The organism is Parazoarcus sp. PS-13 R2A (genome assembly GCF_057621855.1).
On record NZ_JBYEXN010000024.1, the window covers coordinates 48958 to 61561 of the forward strand.

General features: G+C 63.0%; 11 protein-coding genes. 3 read left to right on the forward strand and 8 right to left on the reverse strand.

Annotation, left to right across the window (positions count from 1 at the left end):
* Positions 1 to 13 precede the first annotated feature (13 nt).
* The 6 genes from ccoO to AC22G6_RS18610 form a co-directional block, all read right to left on the reverse strand.
* Positions 14 to 649: a cytochrome-c oxidase, cbb3-type subunit II gene (ccoO, locus tag AC22G6_RS18585; RefSeq protein ID WP_487368012.1), complete on the reverse strand. Its 636-nt coding sequence runs from the start codon at positions 647 to 649 to the stop codon at positions 14 to 16.
* A gap of 15 nt (positions 650 to 664) precedes the next feature.
* The gene (gene ccoN / locus AC22G6_RS18590) at positions 665 to 2095 is read right to left on the reverse strand and encodes a cytochrome-c oxidase, cbb3-type subunit I (protein WP_108947874.1); all 1431 of its coding nucleotides are present in this window, start codon (positions 2093 to 2095) and stop codon (positions 665 to 667) included.
* Positions 2096 to 2473: 378 nt separating this feature from the next.
* Complete coding sequence (ccoS, locus tag AC22G6_RS18595) at positions 2474 to 2707, reverse strand: cbb3-type cytochrome oxidase assembly protein CcoS (protein WP_487368013.1); 234 nt, start codon at positions 2705 to 2707, stop codon at positions 2474 to 2476.
* A gap of 2 nt (positions 2708 to 2709) precedes the next feature.
* Positions 2710 to 5199, reverse strand: coding sequence for a heavy metal translocating P-type ATPase (locus tag AC22G6_RS18600; protein ID WP_487368014.1), 2490 nt, complete (start codon positions 5197 to 5199; stop codon positions 2710 to 2712).
* A 165-nt stretch (positions 5200 to 5364) separates the two neighbouring features.
* Positions 5365 to 6132, reverse strand: coding sequence for a 3-hydroxyacyl-CoA dehydrogenase (locus AC22G6_RS18605; RefSeq protein WP_487368015.1), 768 nt, complete (start codon positions 6130 to 6132; stop codon positions 5365 to 5367).
* A 102-nt stretch (positions 6133 to 6234) separates the two neighbouring features.
* Complete coding sequence (locus AC22G6_RS18610) at positions 6235 to 7137, reverse strand: LysR substrate-binding domain-containing protein (RefSeq protein ID WP_487368016.1); 903 nt, start codon at positions 7135 to 7137, stop codon at positions 6235 to 6237.
* Between the two features lie 114 nt (positions 7138 to 7251).
* Between AC22G6_RS18610 and AC22G6_RS18615 the strand changes: the two genes are divergently transcribed.
* Both AC22G6_RS18615 and fghA read left to right on the forward strand, forming a co-directional pair.
* On the forward strand, positions 7252 to 8364 hold the full coding sequence (locus AC22G6_RS18615) for an S-(hydroxymethyl)glutathione dehydrogenase/class III alcohol dehydrogenase (protein WP_487368017.1): 1113 nt from the start codon (positions 7252 to 7254) through the stop codon (positions 8362 to 8364).
* 2 nt (positions 8365 to 8366) lie between these two features.
* A complete protein-coding gene (gene fghA, locus AC22G6_RS18620) occupies positions 8367 to 9215 on the forward strand; it encodes an S-formylglutathione hydrolase (RefSeq protein ID WP_487368018.1) in 849 nt (282 codons plus the stop codon).
* A gap of 67 nt (positions 9216 to 9282) precedes the next feature.
* On the opposite strand, the gene AC22G6_RS18625 is transcribed toward fghA, so the two are convergent.
* Positions 9283 to 10464 (reverse strand): acetylornithine transaminase, encoded by a 1182-nt coding sequence (locus tag AC22G6_RS18625; RefSeq protein WP_487368019.1) that lies wholly within the window; start codon positions 10462 to 10464, stop codon positions 9283 to 9285.
* Positions 10465 to 10533: 69 nt separating this feature from the next.
* Complete coding sequence (locus AC22G6_RS18630; RefSeq protein ID WP_487368020.1) at positions 10534 to 11805, reverse strand: MFS transporter; 1272 nt, start codon at positions 11803 to 11805, stop codon at positions 10534 to 10536.
* Between the two features lie 456 nt (positions 11806 to 12261).
* Between AC22G6_RS18630 and AC22G6_RS18635 the strand changes: the two genes are divergently transcribed.
* A complete protein-coding gene (locus tag AC22G6_RS18635; protein WP_487368021.1) occupies positions 12262 to 12546 on the forward strand; it encodes a hypothetical protein in 285 nt (94 codons plus the stop codon).
* Positions 12547 to 12604 lie beyond the last annotated feature (58 nt).

Consider the following 12604-nt stretch of genomic DNA (forward strand, 5'->3'; position numbering starts at 1 on the left):
GCGTCCTCTTTCCTTACCTTACGTTCTTAAGTGCGGTACCCATACCCTGAAGGTAGGCAACCACCGCATCAAGCTCGGTTTTGCCCTCGAGGGCAGCAGGCGCAGCGGCGATTTCCTCGTCGCTGTATTTGTGCAGGCCGACCTTGTTCAGAGCACGCATCTTGTCCTGGATATCGTCACCCTTGACCGGACGATCAAGCCACGGGAAGGCTGGCATGTTCGACTCGGGCACGACGTCGCGCGGGTTCAGCAGGTGAACCTTCTGCCATTCGTCGGAATAACGACCGCCGACGCGAGCCAGGTCAGGACCGGTACGCTTGGAGCCCCACTGGAAAGGATGGTCGTAAATGTACTCACCCGCGACCGAGTAGTGACCATAACGCTCGGTCTCTGCACGGAAGGGACGGATCATCTGCGAGTGGCAGTTGTAGCAGCCTTCGCGAACGTAGATGTCACGACCGACCAGGCGCACCGGATCGTACGGCTTTACATTGAGCTCGTTGCCCTTGTAATCGATCGGTGACGTGGTGGTGTGCTGGAAGAAGAGCGGAACGATTTCCACCAGACCACCCACGCTGACAGTCATCAGCGTGAGGACGATCATGAGGAATACGTTACGTTCGATCTTTTCGTGTTTCGATTGTGCCATGTTCTTGTTCTCCGCTTAGGCGTGTGCAGCCGCAGGTGCAATCACGGGCGCGTTGTATGCCTTCTCACCGGCGATGGTTTTCACCATGTTGTAGAACATGATCACCATGCCAGCCAGGAACAGGGCGCCACCCACCAGACGGATCGTCCAGAACGGGTAGCTGGCCTTGACGCTCTCAACAAACGAGTAGGTCAGGGTGCCGTCCGCGTTGGTTGCACGCCACATCAGGCCCTGCATCACACCGGCAACCCACAGCGAGGCGATGTACAGCACGATACCGATGGTCGCAATCCAGAAGTGGGTGTTGATCAGCTTGGTGCTGTACATCTCGGTCTTGCCGTACAGACGCGGCAGCAGGAAGTACACCGCACCGATCGAGATCATCGCAACCCAGCCCAGTGCGCCGGAGTGCACGTGGCCAACGGTCCAGTCGGTGTAGTGCGACAGCGCATTCACGGTCTTGACCGACATCATCGGGCCTTCGAACGTGGACATGCCGTAGAACGACAGCGAGGTGACCAGGAACTTCAGGATCGGGTCGGTACGCAGCTTATGCCAGGCGCCCGACAGGGTCATGATGCCGTTGATCATGCCGCCCCAGGACGGAGCCAGCAGGATGAGCGAGAACACCATGCCGACAGACTGGGTCCAGTCAGGCAGCGCGGTGTAGTGCAGGTGGTGCGGACCCGCCCACATGTAGGTGAAGATCAGTGCCCAGAAGTGAACCACGGAGAGGCGATAGGAATAGACCGGACGCTCAGCCTGCTTGGGCACGAAGTAATACATCATGCCGAGGAAGCCGGCGGTCAGGAAGAAGCCCACCGCGTTGTGGCCGTACCACCACTGGATCATGGCATCCTGGACACCGGCATAGGCCGAGTAGGACTTCATGCCCATGAAGGACACCGGGATGGCAGCGCTATTGACGATGTGCAGCAGCGCGACGGTCAGGATGAAGGCGCCGAAGAACCAGTTCGCCACGTAAATGTGGCTGATCTTGCGCTTGGCGATCGTACCGAAGAACACAACGGCGTAGGACACCCACACCACGGCGATCAGCAGGTCGATCGGCCACTCGAGCTCGGCGTACTCCTTACCCTGGGTGTAACCCAGCGGCAGGGTGATTGCGGCCAGAACGATGACCAGCTGCCAGCCCCAGAAGGTGAAACCGGCGAGTGCAGGCGCAAACAACTTGGTATGACACGTACGCTGCACAACGTAGTAGGACGTTGCAAACAACGCGCATCCGCCAAAAGCGAAAATGACCGCGTTGGTATGCAGCGGACGCAACCTGCCAAAGTGCAGGAACTCGTGCACGTTCAGTTCAGGCCACACGAGCTGTGCTGCGGCAATGACACCGACCAGCATGCCCACGATGCCCCACACCACCGTCATGATGGTGAACTGGCGCACGACTTTGTAGTTATAAGTCGCTTGCGATTGCATGTGAAATCACCTCTTTGATTAAAAACCCCTTGGTACAACTGTTCAGATCACGGCATGTAACTCGTCATCCGCGGCAAGGATACCGCTCGACCGGATCTACAATTTGACACAGATCAACATTGTATTGCACCGCACGGGTCGGGGAAAGCACGCAGGCACCGGATCGGGGCATTTCAGCGGTACACGGCAGAATACTGCGCACCGATCGGGTACAGGCGAAAAAAAAGGGTGCGTCTTGAACGCACCCCCAACCCCAACAGAGAGACAAAAATACCCTTTCAGATCACCGCAGTTCGTCACTGCGCACATCCGAAAACCATGGGGGCATTATGCCTACTGCCTCAAAGCGGCCGTTGACCTAGATCAAACGGGTAACGCTTAATGCCCCTGTTTGCTGTCGGTTTTTTCGGTCTTGCCATCAGTGCGAGTCTCTCCCTCTGTTGCTGCATTGCAACGTTCATCCGGAAGTTCGTCCTTGTCGTCCATCAGCAGTCGATAGGCCGGCCCTTCAAGGTCGTCATACTGCCCGTTGCGCAGAGACCACCAGAACAGCATGCCGATGACAAAGACCAGCACCACCGACAGCGGAATCAGGATGTAGAGACTTTCCACGCTTACCTGCCTTTGCTCTTGTGCGACCGTCGCTGCAGCCGCAATGCGTTGAGTACCACGAGCAGCGAACTGCCAGCCATGCCGATGCCCGCCATCCACGGCGTCACCAGTCCGGCCATGGCCAGCGGGACCGAGGTGAAGTTGTACGCAAACGACCACCACAGGTTCTGACGGATGATGCTCAGCGTGCGGCGTGCAAGATCGGCACCCTCGCCGAGATCGGCCAGATTTTCGCTCAACAGCACGATGTCCGCCTGGTTGCGGGCCAGATCGGTCCCCCCGCCCATCGCTACCGAGACGTGCGCCTGTGCCAGCACTGGCGCATCATTGACGCCGTCACCCACCATGGCCACGACCACACCCGGGCGCGACTGCAGGTCGGCGATGAAGGCCTGCTTGTCCTGCGGCGTCATGCCGCCATGCGCCTCGCCAATTCCGAGATCATGCGCCACCGCGCGGACCACCTGGGGTGCATCGCCAGACAGCACGGTCATCGGAACGTGCGCGTCGCTGAGCTTGCGGGTCAGTGTTGCGGCCTCTGCACGCGGAACATCGGCGAGGCGGAAAAGGCCCAGCCAGCCGCTGCTCCCCCCCAGTGCAATGACAGTACCACCCTTCTGCTCAAGCGCATCGAGTGCAGCAGGCACGGGCAAGCCGAGACAACCGGCAACGTAATCAGGGCGTCCGATCCACGCTTCGCCCTGCGCGTACCGGCCGGAAAGCCCCTGCCCGGTGATTGCCACAACGTCGCTGACCGCCGGCAACACGGCCTCGCCTGCGCCATCGCGCACGCCGGCCGCGATCGGGTGCTCAGAGCCCTGCTCCAGCGCCGCGCCGAGCGCACAGAGTTCGAGCGCTGACATGGACGACAGCGAAACGACCTCCTCCAGACTCATCTTGCCCTGAGTCAGCGTACCGGTCTTGTCGAACAGGTAATGATTGGCGCGGGCAAGCGTCTCGATCGCATGCCCTCGGGTCACCAGCACCCCCATTCGTGCCAGGGAATCGGTTGCCACCGTCAGTGCGGTCGGGGTTGCAAGCGATAGCGCACACGGGCAGGCCACCACCAGCACGGAAACAAACACCCACAGCGCGCGCTGCGGATCGATGAAATACCACGCCACGCCGGTCGCTCCCGCGAGCACGAGCAGGGTGACGATGAAATACACCGCAACCCGGTCAGACTGGGCTGCGATCGCAGGCTTTTCGATCGCGGCCCGCTCCATCAGGCGACAGATGGCGGCGAGGCGGGTTTCGTCGCCCACATGCTCCACCTTCACCACCAGCGGGCTGGAGATGTTGATACTGCCCCCGGTGACGAGATCACCCAGGCGCTTGGATACCGGTCGGCTCTCGCCAGTCAGCAAGGCTTCATTTGCTTCGCCCTGCCCGTCGATCACGACACCATCGGCCGGAATCACTTCGCCCGGGCGCACCCTGACGCGATCGCCCGGCACCAGTTGCGACACCGGCACCCGCTCGGCGGCCGGCGCCGGCCAGTCCGGCAAGCGCTCGGCAAACACCGGCAGCACCTTGCCCAGCTCTTCCACCCCGCGCACCGCCTTCTGCCGCGCCAGCATCTCCAGGTAGCGGCCACCGAGCAGGAAGAACACGAACATCGTCACCGAATCGAAATACACCTCCGGCCCATCGGAGAGCGTGGCCCAGACACTGGCGAGAAACGCGCTGCCAACCCCCAACGCAACCGGCACGTCCATCCCGAGGCGGCGCAGCTTGATGTCCCTGAGCGCACGCTGGAAGAATGGCGCAGCGGAATAGAGCACCACCGGGAGTGTCAGCAGCAGGCTTGCCCAGCGCATCAGCAGATCGATATCCGCCGTCATGTCGCCTTCGGTGGCGATGTAGGCCGGCAGCGCGTACATCATCACCTGCATCATACCGAAACCGGCCACGAACACCCGCCACAGCATGGAGCGCCGCTCCTTGTTGGCGATCTGCTCGGAACGTGTCGCATCGTAGGGATAGGCGCGGTAGCCGATCGCCTGGATCGCGGCGAGGATGTCGGAAAGATGGATCTCGCGCTCGTCCCAGCGCACTCGCGCACGACGCGTCGCGTAGTTGATCTCGACCGCCGACACCCCTTTCTGATGCGCCACATGCTGCTCGTTGAGCCAGACGCAGGCCGCGCAGGTAATGCCTTCGAGGATCAGCGAAGCCTCACGTTCGTGCTCACCGATGGGGCGCACGAAGCTTTTTTGGAACTCGGGGTGATCGAACAGGCCGAGCTCCTGCAGCTCCGAGGGCATCGCCTCGCGCCGGGTCTCGGGCATCGCATCGCGATGACGGTAGTAGTCGACCAGACCGTTATCGACAATGGATTCGGCGACCGCCTCGCAGCCAATGCAGCACATGCGCCGGTTCTTGCCGTTGATACGCACGTAGTGACTGGTCTCTGGCGGGATCGGCAGGCCGCAGTGGTAGCAGTCGCGATCTTCTTCCACCGCGACGGGAGATGCTTGATCTGAATTCATGAACAGCGGGAACGCCGGTGACGGCCCCGGCAAGCCCGGGGTACGCTAAAGAGAAGCGCTCTTTTAGCACATTTGCCCTGCTCCACCAATGCGCTCGCGCAGAGGAAAGTGAAATGAGGCTGGCGCGACTCCGGCACCGCACCAGCCCCGGCGAAACGACGCAGCTTACTTGGCCGCCATGCGGATGGCGCCGTCGAGGCGAATCACCTCGCCGTTGAGATAGGCATTCTCGATGATGTGGCGCACGAGGCTGGCAAACTCGGCCGGCTTGCCCAGACGCGAGGGGAAAGGAACCATCTTGCCCAGCGAGTCCTGCACCTCCTGCGGCATCCCCATCAGCATCGGCGTTTCCATGATGCCCGGAGCGACGGTCATCACCCGGATGCCGAAACGCGACAGTTCGCGGGCCACCGGCAGGGTCATGCCCACAACGCCGGCCTTCGACGCAGCATAACCGGCCTGCCCCACCTGGCCGTCGAATGCGGCCACCGAGGCGGTGCTGACGATCACGCCACGCTCGCCGCCGGCATCGGGCTCGGCCTTGCTCATGACATCAGCAGCCAGACGGATCATGTTGAACGAACCGATCAGGTTGATCGCGACGGTGCGCGAGAACGACTCCAGACGATGCGGCCCCTCGCGGCCCACCACCTTTTCGGCCGGCGCCACACCGGCGCAGTTGATCAGGCCGTTCAGGCCGCCGTACGCCGATACCGCCAGATCGATCGCAGCCTTTGCGCTCGCCTCGTCGGTCACGTCGGTGGTCACGAAAGTTGCAGCCACGCCGAGTTCCGCTGCCACCGCATCGCCCGCTTCGCGATTGACGTCGGCCAGCACCACCTTGGCACCCGCCTCGACCAGCATGCGGGCCGTTGCCGCACCCAGACCCGAACCACCGCCAGTAACCACGAACACGCCATTCTCGATCTTCATTGTCTGCTCCCTCTCTAATCGGCCTGAACCGGAATATCCAGCCCCGAAACATAGTTCCAGTTAACGTAAACGTCAACCTGACAGACGGGCCCCGGCCACTGCTCAACCCGGTGCCGACACACGGTATTCCGGACGCATTGCAAGTGCATCACGCAGATAGTCCACCAGCAGGCGCACCTTGGGCGACAGATGCCGCTGCTGCGGAAACACGGCCCACACAGCCGTGTGCGGCGGCTGATTCTCGGGCAGCAAGGCCCGCAGGCGCCCGTCCTGCAAGTGGGAAAGCACATAGTAGTCGGGCAGCTGACACAGGCCGAAGCCACGCAAGGCCGCGTCAAGCACGGCCTGGCCGCTGTTGCAGCGCCAGTTGCCGCGGACCTTCATGGTCAGCGCTTCACCCCCCGCCTGGAACACCCAGTTGTCAGAGGTGCCGAGCAGGCAGTCATGGTCGGCGATGTCCTCCAGCCGCTGCGGCGCGCCCCTGCGCTCGAGATAGGACGGCGCGGCGCACAGATACATCCTGCGCGGCGCAAGCCGCGTCGCGACCAGACGTGAATCGGCCAGACGCCCAAGCCGAACCGCCAGATCGAAGCCCTCCTGCACGATGTCCAGCGTGCGGTTGGTCAGCTCGATATCGACCTTTACCTGCGGATAGCGCTCGATGAAGTCATTGACCAGCGGCACGATGAAGCGCTCGCCATAGGTCAGCGCGCAGGTCATGCGCAGCAGCCCCTTGGGCGTGCCACCGAGATCCTGAACCGCATGCAGGGCCTCGTCGAAACCGTCCTGCAGACGGCGGCAGTGCTGCAGAAAGGTATGCCCGCTTTCGGTCAGGCTCACGCGTCGCGTGCTGCGGTAAAAAAGCCGCGTCTGCAGCCGCTCCTCCAGCCGCGCCACGACACGGCTCACGTGCGAGGTCGACACCCCCAGCCGCTCTGCCGCTGCAGCAAAGTGCCCGGCTTCGGCCACGGCCACAAACGCATCCACCCCCTCCCATCGACTCACAGACCCACTCCGGTCATTGTTGACCATGAACAACAATGAATTGCCATAATGGGGATTATCCCCGACTCCCTGTTTCCTACAATAGCGGGTTAAGTCACCAGTGGAGAACACACCATGATCAAGTCCCGCGCCGCCGTAGCCTGGGCTGCCAAGCAGCCGCTCGAAATCACCGAGGTCGACGTCGCCCCGCCGAAAGCCGGTGAGGTGCTGGTTCGGATCGTGGCCACCGGCGTCTGCCACACCGACGCCTTCACCCTGTCGGGCGCAGATCCGGAGGGCATCTTCCCGTCCATCCTCGGCCATGAAGGCGGCGGCATCGTCGAAGCCATCGGCGAAGGCGTCACCTCGGTCGCCGTCGGCGATCACGTGATTCCGCTGTACACGCCGGAATGTGGCAAGTGCAAATTCTGCCTGTCGGGCAAGACCAACCTGTGCCAGGCCATCCGCGCCACCCAGGGCAAGGGTCTGATGCCGGACGGCACCAGCCGTTTCAGCAAGAACGGCAAGCCCATCTTCCATTACATGGGTACCTCGACCTTCTCCGAGTACACAGTGCTGCCGGAAATCTCGGTCGCCAAGATCCAGAAGGACGCGCCGCTGGAAAAAGTCTGCCTGCTCGGCTGCGGCGTCACTACCGGCATCGGCGCAGTGCTCAACACCGCCAAGGTTGAAGCCGGCGCCACCGTCGCGGTGTTCGGCCTCGGCGGCATCGGCCTGTCGGCCATCATCGGCGCCGCCATGGCCAAGGCCTCGCGCATCGTCGCCGTGGACATCAACCCGTCCAAGTTCGAGATCGCAAAGCAGCTCGGCGCCACCGACTGCATCAACCCGCTCGACTACGACCGCCCGATCCAGGAAGTGATCGTCGACCTCACCGACGGCGGCGTCGACTACTCCTTCGAGTGCATCGGCAACACCAAGGTCATGCGCTCGGCGCTCGAGTGCTGCCACAAGGGCTGGGGTGAATCGATCATCATCGGCGTGGCCGGTGCCGGCGAAGAAATCTCCACCCGCCCCTTCCAGCTCGTCACCGGTCGCGTGTGGCGCGGCTCGGCCTTTGGCGGTGTGCGCGGCCGCACCGAACTGCCTGGGTATGTCGCCAGGGCGCAGGCGGGCGAGATTCCGCTCGATACCTTCATCACCCACACCATGGGGCTGGAGGACATCAACAAGGCCTTCGACCTGATGCATGAAGGCAAGAGCATCCGCACCGTGATCCGGTTCTGACGATGAGTACAGCCCTCGAGCAGATTGGCGCCAACCGCAGCGTCGGCGGTTGGCACAAGCGCTTCCGTCACGCCTCGGCCACGCTCGGCTGCGACATGGTGTTTGCGGTGTACCTGCCACCGCAGGCCGAGCACGGCCCGGTGCCGGTGCTGTACTGGCTGTCGGGCCTGACCTGCAGCGACGAGAACTTCATGCAGAAGGCCGGCGCGCACCGGGTTGCGGCCGAACTGGGCGTTGCCATTGTCGCCCCCGACACCAGTCCGCGCGGCACCGATGTACCGGGCGATCCGGATGGCGCGTGGGACTTCGGCCACGGCGCCGGCTTCTATGTGAATGCCACCGCAGCCCCCTATGACCGCCACTACCGGATGTACGACTATGTGGTGAGCGAACTGCCGGCGCTTGTGGAGGCACACCTGCCTGTCACGGCCGTGCGGGGTGTTTCCGGGCATTCGATGGGTGGACATGGCGCCCTGATCTGCGCGCTCAAGAACCCCGGGCGTTATCGCTCGGTGTCCGCCTTCGCACCGATCAGCCACCCGGTGGACTGTCCCTGGGGCCAGAAGGCCTTCGCCGGCTACCTCGGCGCCGACCGTGCGCAATGGAAAGCCTGGGATGCGGTGGAGCTGATCGCCACGGCCAGCGAGCGCCTGCCGATCCTGGTCGATCAGGGCGAAGCCGACGGATTCCTCGCCGAGCAGCTCAAGCCCGAAGCCCTGCGCGAAGCCTGCGCAGCGGCAGGCCACCCGCTCACCCTTCGACTGCAGCCCGGCTACGATCACAGCTACTACTTCATTGCCAGCTTTATCGAAGACCACCTGCGTCACCACGCCACCGCACTGCTGCGCTGACCGCGCGGATGCGCTCAAAAGAAAACGCCGGGCAGGACCCGGCGTTTTTTCGGCTGAGCGCGCTGAATCAGGCTTTCAGCAACCCGTCTAACATCTCGATCATCTGATCGATCTCGGCCTCGGACACTGTCAGCGAAGGCATGAAGCGCAGCAGGTTCGGACGCGGTGCGTTGAGCAGCAGCCCGGTCGGCGCCGCATTGAGCGCCGCCTTCACCAGATCCGGACCGCGATCGCGATCAAGCACCAGTGCTCGCAGCAGTCCCACCCCGCGCTCGCCCCCCAGCCCGTGCGCCTGCGACAGTTCAGTGAGGCGCCGCGACAGGTAGTCTCCGCGCGCGACCACCGCCTCCATGAAGCCGGCTGACGTCAGCCGCCGCATCACGGCCACACCAACCGCGCTGATCAGCGGGTTGCCATTGTAGGTACCGCCCTGATCACCGGGCTCGAAGCAGCTCACCGATTCGGTCGCCATCAGCGCCGCCAGCGGCACCCCGCCGCCGATGCCCTTGCCCAAGGTCATGATGTCGGGCTCGATGCCGGCGTGCTGATGGGCAAACAGGCGCCCAGTGCGCCCCATGCCGGACTGGACTTCGTCGACGATCAGCAGGATGCCGTGCTTTTCCGTGAGCTCGCGCAGACCTTTGAGGAAGGCCGGATCAGCCGGAATCACACCACCCTCGCCCTGCACCGGCTCCAGCATCACTGCCACGGTTTCGGGGCAGATCAGCGCCTCGACCGAAGCCAGGTCATTGAGCTTAGCCTTGGGGAAACCCGGCACCTGCGGCGCGTAGAGCGTATCCCAGCCCGGCTTGCCCGAAGCCGACATGGTCGCGAGCGTGCGCCCGTGGAAGGAATGATCGAAAGTGATGATCTGCCACGCGCCATTGCGCTTGAGCCGCCCCCATTTGCGAGCCAGCTTGATCGCGCCCTCGTTGGCCTCGGCGCCCGAGTTGGCAAAGAACACCCGGTCCAAGGTCGAATGTGCCGTGAGCATCCCCGCCAGTTCAATCATCGGCCCGTTGAAGAAGGCCGGACTGGGGTTGATCAGTTTTGCCGATTGCGCGACCAGCGCGTCGCGAATCTCGACTGGCGAATGCCCAAGGCAGTTCACCGCCCAGCCCTGAATGAAGTCCAGATAGGCCTTGCCGGTCGAATCGAACAGCCACGACCCTTCGCCACGCTCAAACAGAATCTCGGGACGCTGAGTGATGAACATCAGGGCATCCGAATCAAACTCACCATACTTCATGCAGCAACTCCGCAAACTGAACCGGTTGATGGAAAGACGCAGCACACCCTGCCACGCCTGCCTTGCAAATCAATGACCATCGCCCGCACGCAGGCTCACTTCGGTGCGCAAGCGCCCGAAGATTCGCAGCGTCCAGATGAAGAACAGCACGAGCACGGCACCTTCGATCAGCATCGCCATCTGCACGCCCGTGCGCGCCGCGAGCAGACCGGCCAGCAGGCCACCGATGGCATCAAGGCCGAAACGGGTCGAACTGAAGAAGGACACCACCCGCCCGCGCAGGTGATCGGGCGCCATGCTCTGCAGCAGCATGTTCACACCCACGTTGCACACCGAGATACCGAAACCCACCGCAGCCATCGAAGGCAGCGCAATCAGCAAGGTCTCGTTGTGGGAGAACACGAGCAGGCCAAGCGCGCTGATGCAGGCCCCGCCGAGCACCACCTTGATCAAGCCGAGCATGTGTTTGCGGGTAGCCAGAAACACCGTTCCCAGAAAGGCCCCCGCCCCGGCTGCACCCCACAGCCAGCCCAGCATGCGCGCGTCGCCGCCGAACACATCCTTGGCAAACACCGGCAGCAGCACGGCATAGCTCGACGCGGTGAGGTTCACCGTTGCCAGCACAAAAATCAGCATGCGCACCGGGTATTCGGTCCACACGTAGCTCAGCCCTTCGCGAAACACCTGGCTCATCGAGCCCACCGCGCGCGGTACTTCCGGCACCCGAATGCGGCTGACACCAAAGGCGAGCGCCGAAAACGACACCGCGTTGATCGCAAAGCAGACCGCTTCCGAGGTCAAACCGAGCACCAGACCAGCGAGCGGCGGCCCAAGAAAGCGACCGGAGTTGAACAGCATTGCGTTGAGCGCCAGCGCATTGGGCAAGTCGGCGCGGTTGGCGACGAATACCCCGATCTGCGATTGACGCAGCGGCGCATCAAATGCGTTCAGCAGTCCGAGCGTCGCCGACATGGCCACGATCAGATTCGGGCCGATTGCGTCCATCGCGGTAAGCACCGAGAGCGCAGCCGCCTGCAGGCCGAGCAGCCCTTGCACCAGGATGAGCAGACGCCGTTTGTCGCGACGGTCGATCCACGCACCCGCGAGCGGCCCCACAAGCAGCATCGGCAGCAACGCCGCGAAGGTCGTCACCCCGAGCAGGGCAACGGACCCCGTCAGGCGGTAGATCAGCCACGATAGCGCCACCTGCTGAACCCACGAGCCCAGCACCGACACCGCCTGACCGAAGAAGTAGTAGCGGTAGTTGCGGTGACCCAGTGCCCGCATCGAAGAGGGCCAGGTCCAGCCCCCCTGCGGAGACGGCGCCGAGCTCGTGCTCAAGCCTGACTAACCGTGGCGAAACGCGTGATTGCCGTTCCTCCGGCTACACCACCTCTCCGGCAGGTCCATTGGCAATCGCCAGCGAAAAAGCACACGAACAGTTCCGGCCTTATCAGTACGGGCAAGGCGCCTCCTTGGGCGAAACCTGCAAAAAGCACACAGGCCAGTCCGCTGGACTGGCCTGTGTGCATGTTCTGTTGCTGACCACGAAAACACGTTGCGCCCACGGGAACCCGCAAGCATCAGCAAGGGGGTGAAATTTTAACCACCGTTCCCCCCGCAATCAAGGCTGATGCTGCATTGCACACAGGATGAACCGTCAGCCGGCACTGCAGCTCCGGGATTGGCTGCCGCCCCGGCGGCCCTCCGATAGTCCGGCGCAAGCTCACCGGAAAGCGCATCATGGCTTGGTGATAGCCGGGGCCTGAACACCGTTGCGCCGGAAAGCGAGGAGCCATGACGAACAGAATTTCGATCCCAGCATCCGAAGTCCAGCCCGAGGACCACATCTACGACGGTCCGGGTACCAACCCCCACCCCACATTTGCATGGGAAACCATCACCCGCGTCAATCAGGTCGATGGACTGATCGTGCTGACCATCGGCCGCTTCGACCCGCCCAACAACGAGTTCTGGTTCGAGCCCGACGAAACCGTCACCGTCATCCGCTACCCCAAGGCGGCGCCCGAACAGCCCGCAGCAAAGCCCGACCACAAGCACGGCCACGGCCACAAGCATTGAGCCCGGCCTATTGCACCCGACACCAGCACAGCCGCGTCCAGCCGCTCGCCGACCGGGC